The 17,295-nt window shown below is 67.1% G+C and carries 19 protein-coding genes and 1 tRNA gene; 6 read left to right on the top strand and 14 right to left on the bottom strand.

The window, feature by feature from the left end; all coding sequences use genetic code 11:
- Position 1: 1 nt before the first annotated feature.
- Positions 2-2,344, bottom strand: a complete 2,343-nt coding sequence (locus tag K3A84_RS11150) for a sensor histidine kinase (protein WP_225009403.1) — start codon at positions 2,342-2,344, stop codon at positions 2-4.
- 138 nt (positions 2,345-2,482) lie between these two features.
- Positions 2,483-3,892: an adenosylhomocysteinase gene (gene ahcY / locus K3A84_RS11145; protein ID WP_225009402.1), complete on the bottom strand. Its 1,410-nt coding sequence runs from the start codon at positions 3,890-3,892 to the stop codon at positions 2,483-2,485.
- Positions 3,893-4,104: 212 nt separating this feature from the next.
- Between ahcY and K3A84_RS11140 the strand changes: the two genes are divergently transcribed.
- The gene (locus tag K3A84_RS11140) at positions 4,105-4,584 is read left to right on the top strand and encodes a peroxiredoxin (protein WP_225009401.1); all 480 of its coding nucleotides are present in this window, start codon (positions 4,105-4,107) and stop codon (positions 4,582-4,584) included.
- A 57-nt stretch (positions 4,585-4,641) separates the two neighbouring features.
- On the opposite strand, the gene K3A84_RS11135 is transcribed toward K3A84_RS11140, so the two are convergent.
- The 6 genes from K3A84_RS11135 to K3A84_RS11110 form a co-directional block, all read right to left on the bottom strand.
- Positions 4,642-5,385 (bottom strand): TorF family putative porin, encoded by a 744-nt coding sequence (locus K3A84_RS11135; protein ID WP_225009400.1) that lies wholly within the window; start codon positions 5,383-5,385, stop codon positions 4,642-4,644.
- A gap of 4 nt (positions 5,386-5,389) precedes the next feature.
- The gene (locus K3A84_RS11130) at positions 5,390-5,860 is read right to left on the bottom strand and encodes a hypothetical protein (protein WP_225009399.1); all 471 of its coding nucleotides are present in this window, start codon (positions 5,858-5,860) and stop codon (positions 5,390-5,392) included.
- A gap of 107 nt (positions 5,861-5,967) precedes the next feature.
- Positions 5,968-6,396 carry a PaaI family thioesterase gene (locus K3A84_RS11125; protein ID WP_225009398.1) on the bottom strand — a complete coding sequence of 143 codons (429 nt, stop codon included), beginning with the start codon at positions 6,394-6,396 and terminating at the stop codon, positions 5,968-5,970.
- A 2-nt stretch (positions 6,397-6,398) separates the two neighbouring features.
- Positions 6,399-7,016: a GTP cyclohydrolase I FolE gene (gene folE / locus K3A84_RS11120; protein ID WP_225009447.1), complete on the bottom strand. Its 618-nt coding sequence runs from the start codon at positions 7,014-7,016 to the stop codon at positions 6,399-6,401.
- 76 nt (positions 7,017-7,092) lie between these two features.
- The gene (locus K3A84_RS11115) at positions 7,093-8,598 is read right to left on the bottom strand and encodes a phospholipase D-like domain-containing protein (protein ID WP_225009397.1); all 1,506 of its coding nucleotides are present in this window, start codon (positions 8,596-8,598) and stop codon (positions 7,093-7,095) included.
- Positions 8,599-8,741: 143 nt separating this feature from the next.
- Complete coding sequence (locus K3A84_RS11110) at positions 8,742-9,053, bottom strand: FtsB family cell division protein (protein WP_225009396.1); 312 nt, start codon at positions 9,051-9,053, stop codon at positions 8,742-8,744.
- Positions 9,054-9,307: 254 nt separating this feature from the next.
- Between K3A84_RS11110 and K3A84_RS11105 the strand changes: the two genes are divergently transcribed.
- On the top strand, positions 9,308-9,502 hold the full coding sequence (locus K3A84_RS11105; protein ID WP_225009395.1) for a hypothetical protein: 195 nt from the start codon (positions 9,308-9,310) through the stop codon (positions 9,500-9,502).
- 27 nt (positions 9,503-9,529) lie between these two features.
- On the opposite strand, the gene K3A84_RS11100 is transcribed toward K3A84_RS11105, so the two are convergent.
- Complete coding sequence (locus tag K3A84_RS11100; protein ID WP_225009394.1) at positions 9,530-10,615, bottom strand: phosphotransferase family protein; 1,086 nt, start codon at positions 10,613-10,615, stop codon at positions 9,530-9,532.
- A 196-nt stretch (positions 10,616-10,811) separates the two neighbouring features.
- Between K3A84_RS11100 and K3A84_RS11095 the strand changes: the two genes are divergently transcribed.
- Positions 10,812-11,381, top strand: coding sequence for a TetR/AcrR family transcriptional regulator (locus tag K3A84_RS11095; protein WP_225009393.1), 570 nt, complete (start codon positions 10,812-10,814; stop codon positions 11,379-11,381).
- Between the two features lie 135 nt (positions 11,382-11,516).
- Complete coding sequence (locus K3A84_RS11090; protein WP_318248299.1) at positions 11,517-11,708, top strand: recombinase family protein; 192 nt, start codon at positions 11,517-11,519, stop codon at positions 11,706-11,708.
- Positions 11,709-11,791: 83 nt separating this feature from the next.
- Here K3A84_RS11090 and K3A84_RS11085 read toward each other — a convergent pair.
- From K3A84_RS11085 to grxC, 4 genes are all read right to left on the bottom strand, one after another.
- Positions 11,792-11,868 (bottom strand) — tRNA-Arg (locus K3A84_RS11085).
- Positions 11,869-11,933: 65 nt separating this feature from the next.
- Positions 11,934-12,419 (bottom strand): DUF1178 family protein, encoded by a 486-nt coding sequence (locus tag K3A84_RS11080; protein ID WP_225009391.1) that lies wholly within the window; start codon positions 12,417-12,419, stop codon positions 11,934-11,936.
- Positions 12,416-13,258: a carbon-nitrogen hydrolase family protein gene (locus tag K3A84_RS11075; protein WP_225009390.1), complete on the bottom strand. Its 843-nt coding sequence runs from the start codon at positions 13,256-13,258 to the stop codon at positions 12,416-12,418. The genes K3A84_RS11080 and K3A84_RS11075 overlap by 4 nt, the downstream gene beginning before the upstream one ends.
- A 5-nt stretch (positions 13,259-13,263) precedes the next feature.
- Entirely contained in the window at positions 13,264-13,542 is a 279-nt protein-coding gene (gene grxC / locus K3A84_RS11070) for a glutaredoxin 3 (RefSeq protein WP_225009389.1), read from the bottom strand.
- 147 nt (positions 13,543-13,689) lie between these two features.
- Between grxC and K3A84_RS11065 the strand changes: the two genes are divergently transcribed.
- Together K3A84_RS11065 and K3A84_RS11060 are read left to right on the top strand one after the other, a co-directional pair.
- The gene (locus K3A84_RS11065; protein ID WP_225009388.1) at positions 13,690-14,151 is read left to right on the top strand and encodes an Hsp20 family protein; all 462 of its coding nucleotides are present in this window, start codon (positions 13,690-13,692) and stop codon (positions 14,149-14,151) included.
- Between the two features lie 179 nt (positions 14,152-14,330).
- Entirely contained in the window at positions 14,331-15,917 is a 1,587-nt protein-coding gene (locus K3A84_RS11060; protein WP_225009387.1) for an ABC-F family ATP-binding cassette domain-containing protein, read from the top strand.
- Here K3A84_RS11060 and K3A84_RS11055 read toward each other — a convergent pair.
- Positions 15,901-17,232: an alpha-amylase family glycosyl hydrolase gene (locus K3A84_RS11055; protein ID WP_225009386.1), complete on the bottom strand. Its 1,332-nt coding sequence runs from the start codon at positions 17,230-17,232 to the stop codon at positions 15,901-15,903. The two genes, K3A84_RS11060 and K3A84_RS11055, sit on opposite strands and share 17 nt — an antisense overlap.
- Positions 17,233-17,295: the final 63 nt, after the last annotated feature.

The following is a 17,295-nucleotide window of genomic DNA, read 5'->3' as shown; positions in this document are numbered from 1 at the left end:
GTCACGGCAGGGTCACGATCGCGCTGGTGCCCTGGCCCGGCTCGGACAGCAGTTCGAGCGCGCCCGCATGGGCCTCGATCAGTTGTCGCACCAGCGGCAGGCCGAGGCCGGTGCGGCGCTCGACCATGCGACCGTCCGGACTGAGCTTCAGCCCTTCGAGCGCGCGCGCCAGCGTGGACGGCTCCATGCCCACGCCGTTGTCAGAAACCACCACCTGAATCCTGCCCTTGCGTCGTCCGCATTCGACCAGGATCCGTCCCCCCGGCGCCGTCGCCACGATCGCATTGTCGACCAGTTCGCCAAACGCGCGTCGCAAGCGTCGGGAATCGCCCGTCACCGCGCCCACCGCATCGCTGCCGCGCAGATCGAGCGACAGCCCCGCCGCCTCGATCCGTTCGGCACGCTCCTGCACCACCTCGGTCAACAGCGGGAACAGCGCCACCTCCTCCTGCGCCAGCGGCAATGTGCCCGCCTCGCTCTGCGACAGGTCCAGTACGTTCTCGATCTGCTGGCCCAGCCGTTCGACCGAGGTCAGGATCGCCGCGACATAGTCGCGCGCCTGCGGGGTCAGCTCTCCGGCAACGCCTGCCGCGAGCAGTTCGGCAAAGCCGCCGATCGAGGTCAGCGGCGTGCGGAATTCATAGCTCATGTTGGCAATGAACCGCGTCTTGACCGCGTCGGCCTCGATCAGCGCGGCGTTGCGTTCGCGCAGCGCGGCCTCGGCCTTCTGCGAATCGGTGATGTCGAGCACGGTCAGCAGGCCATTGCCATCGGGCAACGGCACGCCTGCGAATTCCAGATGCCGTCCGTCCGCCAGCGCGATGCGCCCGCCCTTCTGCTTGCGCTCCAGCGTGGCCGACTGGATCACTTCGGCCACCACGCCGACTTGCGCCGGGCGCTTGAGCTGACCGGCCAGCCGCTGGAGCATCACGTCGACGCGCGGATGGGTGGCGAGGAAATCCTCATCCAGCCCCCAGTCGGCGGCAAAGCGCCGGTTCCACAACTGCAACTTGCCATCCGGCCCGAACACCGCGAGCGATTCGAACAGGTTGTCGAACGTTGCCGTGCGCGTGCGCAGCAGCGTATCGCGCGTGGCCGACAGCTGGAGCTGTTCGGTGCGATCCTCGAAGATCATCAGCAGCCCGCCATCGGGCATCGGCTGGCCCACCACGCGCAAGTGCGTGCCGTCCGACAGGTGCCAGGGCTCCTCGCGCGGGGCGCTCGACAGGAACCAGCCCTGCCTCTCGCGCCGCCATTCGGGAAAGTCGCGCACTTCGGGCAGGCGGCCACCATCGCGCATCCGGTCGAGCACGCGGTCGAACGGCGGGGTATCGACCACCCAGGCCTGCGGCATGGCGAAGATGCGCAGGAACGGCTGGTTGGCAAAGACCAGGTTCCGCTTGTCGTCGAACTGCGCGATCCCGGCCGACAGCGTATCGAGCATCTGGCGCTGGGCATCGCGGAAACGGCGGAACTGGCGGGTCAGCTCCTCCATTTCCTCGATATCGACGGCATAGCCCGCCACGCCCTCGTCACCGAGCGGTAGGTCGGACACGCGAAGCGAACGGCGCTGGCCACCGATCGTGGCCGAAACGATGCGCGTCGCCGCCTGTTGCCGGGCATGGACCTGTCGGGCGACCTGCGCCGCGGTCAGTCCTTCGACCGGCTCGACCAGTTCGACCCCCTGCGCCACAGCCTCGTCGGCACTGCGCGCGCCCACCGCCTTGACATAGGCACTGTTGACCAGCCGCAGCCGCATGGCGGCATCGCGGAACCACATCGGCAGCGGCGCCGCTTCGATCAGGCCGGAGAGCCCGGCGAAATCCGCGCGCGCCTGCAGCGCCTCGGCGCGCATCTTCGCCAGTTCCACTTCGCTGTCGGAAAAGTCGAAGAACCACACCAGCGCCGCGCCCCCGGGCGAGATCTGCGGATCGGCCAGATGCCCCGCCGCCCCCAGACTGCGCCCGCCGCCGCGCGGGGCCAAAGCGATGCGGAACGGCGCGCCGGTCTTCTGCGCGCGGCGCACGGCGTCGCCCAGCTTGGACAGCTGTACTTCGTCCAGTCCGCGATCTTCGGCGTCCAATTCACTGAGATATTGGGGCATGGCGTCAAGCCCGAGCCAGCCCGCCAGCCGCGAAGGGCCCTCGATCCGGCCATCGGCCCGCACCAGCAAAGGCAGCGCGGGCGATTCCTCGACCATGCGCGACAGGCGCCGCGCCAGCCGCTGCGCCGCTTCGGCCCGGCGCAGCCGCGCGCGCGCGGCGATGATGGCCCAGGCCGCCGCCAGGGTCCAGGCGGACAGCAGCAGGCCGATCGCCACCAGCACGGTATGATTCAGCAGCATCGCACCATCGCTAGGGCGCACCCGGTCGCAATGCAATCGGGGACATTGGCGCAATTGCCGCCATATTGCTGTCAACCTTGCGAAAAAGGCCCCGCATCGCTGCGAGGCCCCTTTCGATTTGCGCGTGCCTGCCGCTTGTCAGTAGCGGTAATGATCCGGCTTGAACGGACCGTTCGAGGGCACGCCGATGTAGTCCGCCTGCTTCTTCGACAGCGTGGTCAGCTTCACGCCCAGCTTTTCGAGGTGCAGCGCGGCGACCTTTTCATCGAGGTGCTTGGGCAGGACATAGACCTCGTTCTTGTACTGGCTGTTCTTGGTGAACAGCTCGATCTGCGCGAGCGTCTGGTTGGTGAAGCTGGCCGACATCACGAAGCTCGGGTGGCCGGTGGCGCAGCCCAGGTTCACCAGGCGGCCCTTGGCCAGCACGATGATCTGCTTGCCATCGGGGAACTCGACGAGGTCGGTGCCCGGCTTCACTTCGGTCCACTTGTAGTTGTCGAGCGCCGAAATCTGGATCTCGCTGTCGAAGTGGCCGATGTTGCACACGATGCTCATCGGCTTCATCGCCTTCATGTGCTCGGCGGTGATCACGTCCTCGTTGCCGGTGGCGGTGACGAAGATGTCGGCGCGGGTCACGGCCTCTTCCATCGTCACGACTTCATAGCCTTCCATCGCCGCCTGCAGCGCGCAGATCGGGTCGATTTCGGTGACCATCACGCGCGCACCGCCGTTGCGCAGCGACGCCGCGCTGCCCTTGCCCACGTCGCCGAAGCCCGCCACGCAAGCGACCTTGCCGGCCAGCATCACGTCGGTGGCGCGACGGATCGCGTCGACCAGCGATTCCTTGCAGCCATACAGGTTGTCGAACTTCGACTTGGTGACCGAATCGTTCACGTTGATCGCGGGGAACGGCAGCTTGCCGTCCTTGGCGATCTGGTAAAGGCGGTGAACGCCCGTGGTGGTCTCTTCCGACACGCCCTTGATGTGCGCGACCGACATCGTCAGGTAGCCGGGCTTGCGCTTGAGAAACGCCTTGAGCGCGCGGACGAACTCGATTTCCTCGGCGTTGCTGGGTTCGAACAGTTCCTCACCCGCTTCCACGCGCGCGCCCCACAGCGCGAACATGGTGGCATCGCCGCCATCGTCGAGGATCATGTTGGCGGTGCGGCCGGTGCCGTCGTCCCAGTCGAAGATCGAGCCGACATAATCCCAGTATTCGGCCAGGCTCTCGCCCTTGATCGCAAACACCGGAATGCCCGCAGCGGCGATGGCGGCGGCGGCGTGGTCCTGCGTCGAATAGATGTTGCAGGTGGCCCAGCGCACTTCGGCGCCCAGCGCGACCAGCGTTTCGATCAGCACGGCGGTCTGGATCGTCATGTGCAGCGAGCCGGTGATGCGCGCGCCCTTGAGCGGCTGCGCCGCGCCGAATTCCTGCCGCAGCGCCATCAGGCCCGGCATTTCGGTTTCGGCGATGGCGATTTCGGCGCGGCCGAAGTCGGCCAGGCCGATATCGGCGATCACGTAGTCCTTGTCGGCAAGTGTGGCCACGCTGTGTCTCCTGAAGCTCGTCTGGTCCCGCCCGCAGGGTACGGGCGTCATGGATCGCGCCTTAGTCGTTCGGCGCGCGCCGTGCAATGGCGATATAAAGAAACCTTTATATCTTCCTTGCCGGCGGCCCCGCAGTTGCGCTGTCACGGTCCCCGCCTATATCCTGCTCAGGATCGCCCTGGCGCGACCAAACACGAGAAAGGAATTTGGGGATGACGATTTCGGTTGGAGACAAGCTGCCCGACGTGAAGCTGGTCAAGGCCACGCAGGACGGCCCCGAAGCGGTGCAGAGCGCCGACTATTTCGCCGGCAAGCGCGTTGCGCTGTTCTCGGTCCCGGGCGCCTTCACCCCCACCTGCTCGGCCAAGCACCTGCCGGGCTTCGTCGACAAGGCCGCAGACCTCAAAGCCAAGGGTATCGACGAAATCGCCTGCACCGCGGTCAACGATCCCTTCGTGATGAAGGCCTGGGGTGCGGCTTCGGGTTCGGACGACGTGACCATGCTGGCCGACGGCAACGCCGATTTCGCCAAGGCGGTTGGCCTGACCATGGACGGTTCGGGCTTTGGCCTTGGCACCCGTGGCCAGCGCTTCGCCATGGTCGTGAACGATGGCGTGGTCGAACAGCTCCACGTCGAAGCGCCGGGCGACTTCAAGGTCTCCTCGGCCGAATACATGCTCGAACAGCTCTGAGCAGGATCAGCCGGGGCGGCATCCGTCGCCCCGGCAATTTCCCAAAAATTCAACACCTCAGAAGCCGAACCTCACACGTGCGACCACCTTGTCGCCCAGATGCGCCGGATCGGCATAGGACGAAGGATTGGCCCGCGCCCGCGCCTTGTCGATGCTGTTGCCGACATAGTCGACGCCCAGCGTGAAGGGGAACTGGCTGTATTCCAGCCCCACCCGCCAATCGGTGTAGTCGCCATCGGGCCGCAACCGCGCCGCCCGCGCGCCCGTGTTGCCACCCGTGGTGTACCCCAGCCCCGCCGACAGGCTCACCGGAAAGGCAGGCAGCCCGGCCCGCGCGTCGGCGTGGAGGTACAGGTTGTCGCCACCGATCGCCGACTGGCTCGGCGCGTAGATCGCGCCCGCCCCCAGATCGATCGGCCCGATGCCATAGCGCGCGCCAAGCCCCAGTTCGGCGTAGTCCATGCGCCGGTCCGCGCCGGTAAAGACATGGCCGATGACCGCGCCGCGCCACGTGAGCCCCGCTGCATCGAAGCTCTTGCCGAGTTCAAGGTCGGCCACCGCATCGGCGCCGCCGTGCCGGTCCGATCCGCGCAGCGCGGCGACGCGGGCGGAGGCGTCGAAGCCCGACAGCTCTGCCTTGACGTCGGCCGAGGCAGTGACCTCGCCATCGCTCCAGCCGATCCCGCGGCGCACTTCCTCGCTCCCCGCCTCGATGCCGCCGCTGAGCGCGACCTGCGCGAAGACCGGCGTGGCAAGGCAGCAGGCCAGCGTGACGAAACCGAGGGCAAAAGGTTGTTTCATGATATCATCCCGTTGGGCGCTTAGCCTGCACCAGTGCATCGGCCTGCGCCATCACAGCACTCGTGTCGGTTGCCGCGTATTCGCGCAAGCGCGCCAGCAACGCCTTGTCGCGCGCGGCCAACTGCCCGGCGAAGGCCGCGCCTTCGCGCCCGCACCAGCCGGGTCGCGAAAGTTCGAACGCGCGCTCGGCGCGGGCCTTGGCGTGAAGCGACGTGCCGTTCGCGGCCTCAGTATGGCGCGCGATGTCGAGATCCACGCGCCACAGGCAGCGCAGGCTGTCCGGCCGACCGGCGGCACCGGGCGAACCCACCTGGCGCGCGGTCACGCGGGGCACGCCGCTCCACGTCGTCCGAAGCCCGCCCGCTGCATGGGTGATCGTTGCCTCATGCGTCAGCACCGGCTTCGCGGTCGCGGGTGCAACCACCATGCTGCCCGCCGCCAGTGCTGCAAGGGCCATGCCCCAGCCTGCCGTCATCGTCCTGCTCCTGCTTTTCCGGGCCGCCATCGCCCCGGACTTCGGCGCAAGTTGGATCGCAGGAATGTCGCCCAAATATCCGGAATGTTACATTTCTTGGCCGACGATCACGCAGGCAGGGCATAGATCGCGGTGGCCTGCGCCACCAGCGCATCGGCATCGTCCTGCCACAGCCGCACGTCGATCGTCGCCAGCCGCCGCCCCAGCTTGAGCACAACGGCATCGGCCATGACCGGGGCCATGCGCGCGCCGCGCAGGAAGTTCATGGTCAGACTGCTGGTCACCGCCATCGGCTGCGGGCCGATATGCGCGAGCACCACCGCATAGGCGGCGACATCGACCAGCCCCATCTGCGTGGGGCCGGAGACGAGATCGCCCGGCCGCAGGCAATCGGCGTCGGGATCGAGCCGCATGCGCACGCGTCCCGGCGCGATCGACTCGACGCGGCCGATACGGTTGTGCACGGCGGGCGGGAACGCGCCCAGCAGGAAGTCCTGCAGCGCCTCCACCGCCATCACCGGAACCATCGCCCCCATGGTCAATAGCCCATCAGGCTGAGCACTTCCTTGCGGCTGCGGTTGTCTTCAAGGAAGGTGCCCATCATGCGGCTGGTGACCATGCCCACGCCCGGCGTGCGCACGCCGCGCCCGGTCATGCAACCGTGCTGCGCCTCGATCACCACGGCCACGCCATGGGGTTTGAGGTTGTCCCAGATGCACTGGGCGACTTCGCTGGTCAGCCGCTCCTGGATCTGCAGGCGCCGGGCAAAGCCATGCAGCACGCGCGCCAGCTTGGAGATGCCCACCACCTTGTGCCGCGGCAGATAGGCGATGGCCGCCTTGCCGATGATCGGCGCCATGTGGTGTTCGCAGTGCGACTGGAACGGGATGTCCTTCAGCAGCACCAGTTCGTTGTAGCCGCCCACTTCCTCGAACTGGCGCGCAAGGTGCTTTTCCGGCGACTCGCCGTACCCTGCACAATATTCCTTCCAGGCCCGCGCCACGCGCTTGGGCGTGTCGATCAGGCCCTCGCGTTCGGGATCGTCTCCCGACCAGCGGATCAGCGTGCGGATCGCATCCTGCACTTCCTGCGGGACCGGAATCTTGCCGCGCGCCAGATCCTCGTCGTCATCGTCGTGCAGGTGGTGGTGACCCATCATTCTCCCCTTCGTTCAGCGCGATTCTTGCCAGGCCGGAGCTCTTCCCGACCAAAAATCACGCCAACCCAATTATCTAGCGCGGCCTCCGCAGAAGGCCTTTGAACAGCCCCCCGCGCCGGTAGAACGCCAGCATTTCTTCCGGACGCTCTGGATCGAGCACCTCGGCATCGGCAAGCACCTTTTCGGCCTCGCCCAGTTCGCGCGGCACAAACCGCCTCAGGCATTTGCGCGTCGTCGGCGCGGCATCGATCATCGCTGCCATGCCGCCATGGTGCGCGACAAGTTGCGCTACCGTCTCGCTGGCCAAACCGCAATGCTCGGCCAGCAGGCGCATGCGCAAGCGCGTGATCGGGGCAACGGCATGATCATTGCCGGGCCGGGCCGCGTCGATGAACACGTCGCATTCGCTGTCGAGCCCCATCGAACGGTTGTTCATGTTGGCAGAGCCGATGCGCAGGATCTCGTCATCGACGATCATCAGCTTGGAATGGACGTAGATCGGAGTACCCGCGGCGTTGTAAGGATGCCAGATGCTGAACCGCCCGGCCGGGTCCTTGTCCTTGACGGCGCGGAAAAGCCGCGTGCGCGCGCCGTCCATCGCCGCCTGCTCCAACCAGCCATGCGAACTTTCGGGCATGATCAGCACGATCTCGGGCGGGTCGGGCTGCATCAGCCGCGCCGCCATCGCCTCGGCCACCGTGCGCGAGGCGAAATACTGGTTCTCGGCATATATGAAGCGCCGCGCCCGTCCAATCTGCTCGACGAACAACGCCTCGATCTCGCGCACTTCGGCGGCATTGCCATATTGCGAGCGTGTGCGTGCGATCCCCACCTCGACATCGCGGAACTCGGCCGAGATGGCTTCGGGCCAGGCGCTTTCCTCCTGCGGCGCGCACGGTGCCATGGGCTTGCCGCCTGCCTGCTGCCAGCGCGTCCGACCATAGTCCCCCAGTTCGCGCGCCACCTCGCCTTCGAGCAGCATCGTGCAATCGTGCCAGGGGCCATGCAGTCGGCCCGTCGGCCTTCTCCGGCGCGGGTCGTTTTCCAGATGCTCGCTGGTGTCCCAGCGGTCGCCCGCCATGTCGATCCCGCCGCACACCGCGAAGCGATCGTCGATCACCACGATCTTCTGGTGGTGGCTGCACCCCAGCGGATGCGCGGAATCGAGCTTGAAGCCGATCCGGGGGTGCTTCCACCAGCGCAGCAGGTCGATCATCATCGAACCGCGGAACACCGCCTTCAGCGCGCCGAAGTTCCACTTCAGCACCTTGATCTCAAGGCTCCGGCGCCGGTTCGCCAGCCACACGACGAAAGCACCCAGACGCGCTGGCGCGATGCGCTTGCGCGGCAGGTTCCACCACCGCCGCCCGTCACCGATCAGGATGCGGGTGTCGAAATCCCAGCCAATCAGCAGGATGCGCTGGCGCGCCGCAAGCATGGCCCCGCGCATGAGGTGGAAATAGTCGGCGGCATCGACCACGACATGCGCGCGCGCGGCGCGCGCATAACGCCAGACCGACGACGAAACCGCCGCATCGTCGCTACCGGCGTCCCTGGCCTCGCCATCCTCCATCGCCATCGCTTATGCGGTGCACGCGAGCGATGTGCCAGCCCCGAGGAACTGCCTTCGCCGGGGGTACTGCCTTCGATTGCCTGTCACGATCATGCCCCTTTTTGCCTTGCGCCCAACGGCGCGAGCGGGCGGGCGTTCCCGGATCGACCTTACTGTCGCGGGATCACCAGTTCATCGGGATGGGCAACGTTCAGATCGCTGCGCAGCAGTTCGCCGACCAGGTCGGGATCGGCATGGCGCGGATCGAGCAGGGCAACGCGGTTCTTGAGCCGGTCGCGCTCGGCCGAAAGCCTCGCCACTTCCTTCTCGCGCTGTTCCAGCATCCGGGCGTTTTCGCCCCACGCCAGCAGCCCGCTCGGCCCCGCGATGCCGATCGCACCCAGCACCAGTAAGGCGACCAGCGCCAGTGTCTGGGTCAGGCTTTCGCGGGGAAGCCGAAGTTGGGAGCGGCGGCGTTTCATCGCTTATGACAGAATCATACTTGCTCACTCGACACAAGAAGCATTGCGCCGAAAACGCTGCATTTCCACGCGATTCGTCGCGCCAGCGACTCCCATCGGCGCAAGCAACAGTCCCAATCGGCGGCGGCACCGCCCTCCTGCTGACATAGGGATTTAATCCGGCCGCCCGTTGTGCGCGTGCGAGGCGAAAGTTAGACCCGCCGCATTGCAACAATCCCGCGGCGCATTTTCCCTGCCGCGATCGATGGAACCCGATGTCGCCTCGCTACCTCACGCCGGAAATGAAGGCCCAGAGCGAGCAATGGGCCTGCTGCGTCGTCTGCGGCAAGCATACGGCAGGCAAGTGGGGGCGCCTTTCCGATGGATCGTTCCGGCGCGAACCACGCACCCACAAGGCGGCCGAGGGCGAGCCCTGTCCCGGCAGTTTCCTCGCGGCGGAACTCCGCTGATGCCGGGCCGGCGCGCAAGGCCGACCCTCACCCCAGAAGATCCAGCGCGCCGCTATCGATCACATGCTGGGCGTGGCGGCGCAGCATTGTCAGGAACAGGCGGTCGCCCCGCTCGGTGCGCATCACCGACATCGCCGCGCAGACCGCCACGTTGATCCCGGCGAACGTGAAACGGCGATAGTCCTCCTGGAAATCGGCGCGATCGTAGCCGGTCACGCCCTGCCGCAACAATTCGGCGAAATAGGCGTCGACGAGCGCCGGTTCCGCCTTGCGCCGCAGGTCCGGGGCAAAGGCGCCGCCGATCAGGTAGGCGACATCGACCGCCGCATGACCCAGCGCCGCCGATTGCCAGTCCACAACTTTCAACGTGCCATCGGGGTGGAACAGCATGTTGTCGGGGCGGTAATCGTTGTGCGTCACGCAGCGGGCACGGTCGGCGGGGATCGCATTGTACTCCTCGTAGCGCTCGCAGAAGCGATCACAGACAGCAATCACATCGTAGCTGAGGTCCTCCGCGTGGCGATCGCGATAGCCCGGCCAGGCATTGCGGATCGCGTCGGCGGGATAGAACGGCTGCGCCAGCGGTCGCATCTCGGGCTCGCCGCTTTCCAGCCACGACAGATCGCGCGCGGCATCGGCATCCACATCCCAGAACGCGGCATGGAGGCGCGCCGCCTCGATCACCGCCGTCCGGGCCTGATCGCCGGCGATGCCGACGATCTGGTCGCCGGGGCTCGCCGGGGCGCAATCTTCCAGCAGCAGCGCGAAGGAATTGTCCTGCGCCAGCGCCGCGCCAAGGCAGGCCGCCGTCGCGATCCGTGCGGCATCGGCAAGTTCGCGGTAGAACCCGATCTCGCGCGCGTAGAGGTTGTTCGACGCCGCCGCGTCGCGGCTGTCCTGGCTCGATGCGGCGAACTTGCCGATGATCGTGGCCGGGCCTGCGCGGCCCGCACCATAGTCGAGGTGAATTCGCATGGTATCGCCGAGCTGTCCGGTCCCGACCGGCTCCATGCGCAACCCGGTGATGTCCCAATCATTGCCGCGTTCGGCCAGCACGGCCTTGAGCCAGTCCGCCCCGATCGCCTGCGGTGCGGGCACGGCCGACACCGTCATGAACGCCAAATCCGATCCTGCCACCGCCATTCCTCTCCAACGGCCACCCCTTGTGGAGCGCGCCTTGCCCGCCGACGATGCCCGAGACACCCCGCCGCGCCAAGCGGCAATGCACGCGCAAGAGCGCCTGCGCCTTGCCATTTGGTCAGGTCCGCCCCGCTGGCCAGCGTCCTTGCCCTGCGCTAGGGATGAACGCATGCCCGCCCCGGTCGACCATGACGAAAAACGCCGCGACCTGGCGCGGATTGCCGCGACGCTGATCGCCGAGCGCGGGCTTCAGGCCGCGACCATCCGCGAAGTGGCGGCCCGCGTCGGCTTCAGCACGACCGTCGTCACCCATTACTTTTCGACCAAGCGCGAGATGCTGTTCGCGGCCTACCGCCACACGGCGGAGCAGGCGCAGGAGCGCTTCAACGCCACCGCCCGCAGCCTGCCCGGCGATCCGCTGGCCCGCCTCGAATCGCTGCTGCCGGTGGACGAGGAAAGCCGACAGGCCTGGCGGCTGTACTTCCAGTTCTGGCCGATGGCCGACCACGACGCCGAAATGGCCGAGGCGCAACGCTGGTGGAACCGCCACGCCGTGACGCTCGCCGCCCGCGCCCTGCAGGAAGCCTATCCCGAGATCGGCGCGCTCGATGAAAAGGCCGCGCTGGTGCTGAGCGGCCTGCACGGCATTGCGGTGCAGGCACTGTTCGATCCCGGCGAATGGCCCGCTGAACGCCAGCGGCGCATGTTGCGCACGCAGACCCGGCTGTTGCTGGGCTGAACGCGCCGTCGATCAACCACCGCGCAGGCCGAGCACGACCTCTCGCTCCCCGATCAGATCGCCCGGTGCAAGGCATGATGCGAAAAGCGGGGGCTCAAGATCGCATAGGACGGCGGCGACGGCAAGCCGATGGGCGTGAAGACCATCGCCAGCCACCGCAACGCACGGGGCATCATGCGGCGAGGTTACAGGTTCTCGACTGGCAGCGTCCACATCATCCTGACCGCGACCGGCTATCACGGCACCAACTACGGCAACCGGACCGACAGCAGGAACGGCAACAACCGGCCTCCCTCCGCAAGGATCGCGATAAGCAGATCACCATAGGCACTGCCAAGGCCGCGCTTGCGCGAAGTACCTCGAACCCCGCAGAAGAGCGCTCGCCGACGGTTCTTTCTTCTGTTCGAAAGTGGTGCACCCGGCGGGATTCGAACCCACGGCCCCCAGATTAGGAATCTGGTGCTCTATCCGGCTGAGCTACGGATGCCCGCGCCCCCTTTAAGCGGCATGGCCCGTGCGGGCAACGGCTTTGGGCGTTTCATCAGGGCAAGTTCAGTTGGCTTCACCCGGCGGCACCACCGGGAACAGGATCGGCGCGACTTCCACGCCCTCCTCGATCAGTTCGCGTGCTTCGTCGAGCGTCGCCTGGCCGTGGATCGGCACGGCGTCCTTTTCGCCATAGTGCATCGCCCGCGCGTTTTCGGCGAAGCTGTCGCCCACCCAGGTCGACGTCTTGAGCGCCTCGGCCTGCATCACCGCGATGGCCTTCATCATCGCCGCTGCCTCTGGCGGCAGGGCGTGCGCCATCGGCTGGGGCTTTGCCTCGACAGGCGTCGGCAAAGCGGCGGTGGGCGTCGGCAACTGGTTGCCCTTGCGCCCCACGCGCGGCGCCATCACGGCCTTGCCCACCTCGGCAGAGCCGCAGGCCGGACACGTGAGCAGCCCCCCCGCCTGCTGCCGCGCAAAATCATCCGACGAGGAGAACCACCCTTCGAAACGGTGCCCGCCGTCCCGGCATTCGAGGTCGAAAACGATCATGCCGGCAGCGCTCTAGGAATTTCGCGCTTGTTGGCAAGACTGGGCAGTTGCCGACGCACCTCGCCGATCCGCGCAAGGTCGATGGTGGCGAAGCCCAGCCCCGCCGCATCGCCGCCCATGTCGAGCAACACCTCGCCCCAGGGATCGATGACGAGGCTGTGGCCATAGGTCTCGCGCCCGTCCTCGTGATGGCCGACCTGGGCTGCAGAGATGACGAAGGCGCTTGCTTCCACCGCGCGGGCGCGCTGCATCAGGTGCCAGTGCGCCCTACCCGTCGGCACGGTGAACGCCGCCGGAATGGCGATGGCATCGCAAGCGCGGCGCTCAAGCTCCTCGAACAAGGCGGGGAAGCGGATGTCGTAGCAGATCGCGAGCCCCAGCCTGCCGACCGGGCACTCCACCGTCACCACCTGTTCGCCCGGGCGATAGGCGGCCGATTCCCGCCAGCTCTCGCCGGTCGCCAGGTCCACGTCGAACATGTGGATCTTGTCATAGCGCGCGGCGACCTCGCCTGCAGGATCGATCACGAAGGCGCGGTTGGCCCAAAGATCGCCATCGACCCTGACCGCCAGCGAGCCGATGTGGACCCACAGCCCAGCTTTCGCCGCGGCCTCGCGCACCGCCGCCAGTACGGGACTTTCGCCCTCCGGCACGACATGCTCTGCGCCGCGCTTGCGCTCGCGGTCGATCAGCCCGGACATTTCGGGCGTGAACAACATCGCCGCGCCCTCGCCGCGTGCGCGCGTCACCGCCGCGACGATCGTCGCGGCGTTAGCGGCAGGATCGATGCCGCTGGTCATCTGCAGCAGGCCGACCCGCACGGCGTCGCGCGCGCCCATGGCTGTCAGGCCTTGCCCAGCAGCATGTCGAGCTTGCCCTGCGCGGCGAGCGCGGCAAGATCGTCGGACCCGCCCACGTGCATCCCGTCGATGAAGATCGACGGGACCGTGGTGTGCCCCGGCGCGCGATCGAGCATCTCGGCCTTCTTCGGCCCGCCCATCGTCACGTCGTATTCCTCGTAGGCAATGCCCTTCTGGTCGAGCAGCGCCCGGGCGCGAACGCAGTAGGGGCACCCCCACTTGGTGTAGATTTCGACCTTGGGCGTCGTGTTTGGTTCGCTCATTTCAACCCTCTTGAATTCCGTTTTGCCGCTCACACATGGAGGCCTGTGCCGGTCGCCGCAAGACGGGGCCGGTCACAACGAACCCGCACGGATGCCAGATGGGTCCGGGGCGGGAAAGTGCAGATTGCTCATCAAGAGGATATTGCCATGAACCGTTTCGATTTCACCCCCTATCGCCGTACCACCGTGGGCTTCGACCGCCTGTTCGACCTGCTCGAACGCCAGGCCCGCGCGCAGGCGGGGGACAACTACCCCCCGTTCAACATCGAACGCCGGGGCGATGACAGCTACCGCATCACCCTCGCCGTCGCCGGGTTCAAGCCCGATGAGCTGGACATCACCGCGCAGCAGAACCTGCTCGTGGTCAAGGGCAGCAAGGTCGAGGGCGACGGCAAGCAGCAGTTCCTCCACGTCGGCATCGCCAACCGCGGCTTCGAACGCCGCTTCGAGCTGGCCGATTTCGTCCGCGTGGAAGCCGCCGACCTTGCCGATGGGCTGCTTACCATCGACCTCGTGCGCGAGGTGCCCGAGGCGATGAAGCCCAAGAAGGTGCTGATCGGCGCGCCCAGGCAGCTTTCGGTGATCGAAAGCGACGCCAACGCGGCCTGAGGCTGCGGGTATCGCGAAACGTCGGGGGCGGGCCGCATGGTCCGCCCCTTTTTGGACGGCCGCTTGTCCGGCGCTTCGACCGCGCCTATCATCACCCGACAACCGCTGGAGTTTCAACGCCATGGACCTGTCCCTGATCGCATTGCCCATCCGCCTTGCCTTCAGGAAAGCCGTGTCCCATGCCTGCATCGATCTCCGTCTCCAGCCTTACCTGGTCCACGCCTGACGGCAGGGCCGTCCTTTCCGGCCTCGACTTGTCCTTCCCGCCCGTGCGGACCGGCATCGTCGGTCGCAACGGCTCGGGCAAGACCACCCTGCTGCGCCTGCTCGCGGGTGACCTTGCCCCCAACGCGGGCACCGTCACGCGCAATGCCACCATTTCGACCTTGCGCCAGGTGGTGGCGCGCAGTCCTGCCGAAACGCTCGCGCAGGCACTTGGCCTGGCTGAACCACTCGCCCTGCTCCGCCGCGCCCAACAGGGCGTTGCGACCGAGGACGATCTCGCCGCGGCAGACTGGACGCTCGAAAGCAGATTCGAGGCCGCCCTGTCCGCGGCAGGCCTGTACGCCACGGCTGAAACGCAGGTGGCAACGCTTTCGGGCGGTCAGCAGACGCGCGCCGGGCTTGCCGCCGCCATCCTTGCAGACCCCGATTTTCTGTTGCTCGACGAACCGACCAACAACCTCGATGCAGAAGGGCGCGCAGCACTCGCCACGTTTCTCGCCTCGTGGCGCAAGGGCGCGATCGTCGTCAGCCATGATCGCGCGCTCCTCGAAGGCATGGATGCGATTGTCGAGCTGACGTCGCTGGGGGCAACACGCTATGGCGGACCCTACAGCCACTACCGCGAACGCAAGGCGCTCGAACTCGCTGCCGCCGAGGCCGCACGCGATCATGCCGAGCAGGCGCTGCGCGAGGTCCGCAACGGCGCTCAGACCGTGCGCGAGCGCAAGGACCGCCGCGATGGCGCGGGCGTGCGCAAGGCGCGACGGGGCGACATGCCCCGCATCCTGATCGGCGCGCGACGCCAGCGGGCTGAGAATACCACCGGCCAGAATGCCCGACAGGCCGAGCGCCTGGAGACCGAAGCGAGCGGCCAGCTGGCGCAGGCCCGCGCCCGCCTCGAAGTGATCGAGCCACTGGTGGTGGACGTTTCTCCCACCGGGCTCGCCCCGGCGCGCATGGTGCTGCAACTGTCCACCGTCACCGCCGGTCACGGCGATGCAGCCCCCGTTCTCGTCGGGATCGATCTGACCATCACCGGCCCCGAACGCGTGGCCGTGACCGGCCCGAACGGCGTTGGCAAATCTACGCTTCTCGCGCTGATTCGTGGAACGCTGCCGCCGCGCTCGGGGAGCGTGCGGGTATCGGTGCCGCTGGCCGTGCTCGATCAGCACGCCAGCCTGCTCAATCCCGCCGAAAGCGTGGTCGCCAACCTGCGGCGGCTGAAGCCCGGGCTCGACGAAAACGCCGCGCGGGCAGCGCTCGCCCGCTTGCGCTTTCGCACCTCCGGGGCCGACCAGCCCGCGGGAACGCTCAGCGGCGGACAGGCCATGCGTGCGGCGCTCGCCTGCGTGCTGGCAGATACGCCCCCGCCGCTCCTGCTGCTGGACGAGCCGACCAACCATCTCGACCTCGACGCGATCGCGGCGATAGAGGCCGGACTTGCGGCCTATGACGGCGCGCTGATCGTGGTCAGCCACGACGAGGCGTTTCTGCAAGCAATCGGCGTGACGCGCCGGATCGCGCTCACCGCCCCGGCGTGATCGACCAGCCCCAGCCCTTCAGGCTTTGCGCGCCGATGCCCCGCAACGTCACCCGCGCCGGGGCTCCCGAAAGGTTCACCGCCACGGTCACGCGATCCTTGCCCTTCACGCGGCGAAAGGCGAATACCTTGGGATTGCCCGTCTCGATCAGGCGCAGGTTGCCCCGCTCCATCCCGCTTTCCAGCGCCGGATGCCCGTGCTTCAGCGCCAGTAGCCGCGCATAAAACGGCACCCGATCGAACTTGCCCCAGACGATCGGGTCCTTGTCGAAGAACTTCAGCCGCTTGTTCAGCCCGTCCTCCTGACCGCTATAGACCAGCGGCATCCCCGGCAGCGTCGCCGCCAGCACCGCCATCGCGTCGGCGCCATCGCCGTAGAGTTCGCGATCGGTGCCGTTCCACGAATTCTCGTCATGGTTGCTGGTGAAGGTCATGCGATAGGCGCCCTGCGGATAGCGGCGCGGCGGATCGGCATAGAGTTTCGCCAGGTCCGTCGCATCGGCCTTGCCACGCGCCACGTCGATCAGCAGGTGGTAGAGCTTCCAGTCATAGGTCATGTCGAAGGCCCGCGCCTGCATCTCGGGCGTATCGGCCTCGGCCAGCATGAACACCGGCTTCACCTGCTCCAGCTCGACGCGCGCCTGATCCCAGAACGCGACCGGCAACGTCCACGCCACGTCGCAGCGGAAGCCGTCGATGTCGGCCTCCTTGAGCCAGTACCGCATCGCGTCGATCATGCCTTCGCGCACGGCAGGCTTGCTGTAATCGAGCCCGATAACGTCGGCCCAGACCTCCTCGTGATGGTCCGACAGGTCGGTATAGTGGTAGCCTTCCAGCTCTCCTTGCGCATTGCGCTTGTACCAATCGGGATGCTGCTCCACCCACACGTGGTCCCAGCCGGTGTGGTTCGCCACCCAGTCGAGGATCACCTTGAACCCTTGCGCGTGCGCGGCGGCGACGAGGTGCCTGAAGTCGGCCATGTCGCCGTATTCGGGATTGACCGCCTTGTAGTCGCTGACCGCGTAGTAGCTGCCGAGCGAGCCCTTGCGCTCCTTCTTCGCGATCGGGTTGACGGGCATGATCCACAGCACGTCGACGCCCATCTTGCGCAGGCGCGGCAGGTGCTTTTCGAATGCGCGGAAAGTGCCCTCTGGCGTGTATTGGCGGATGTTCACTTCATAGATCGTGGCGCGCGCCGCCCAATCGGGATGCCGCACCTGCGACACGCCTTCGGTCACCGGCAGTAGCGGCTGTTCTGCCATCGCGGGCGTGGCCAAACCCAGCGCCGCCGCGCCCAGAAGTACTGAAATGCGCATCCCGATCTCCCCATGCCCGCTCGTGCGGAGCCTTGAGGACACCCTAGACGCTGCCGCGCGCGC

This window comes from Novosphingobium percolationis, assembly GCF_020179425.1.
Lineage (GTDB): Bacteria > Pseudomonadota > Alphaproteobacteria > Sphingomonadales > Sphingomonadaceae > Novosphingobium > Novosphingobium percolationis.
This window is presented reverse-complemented; position numbering and strand designations above follow the sequence as displayed.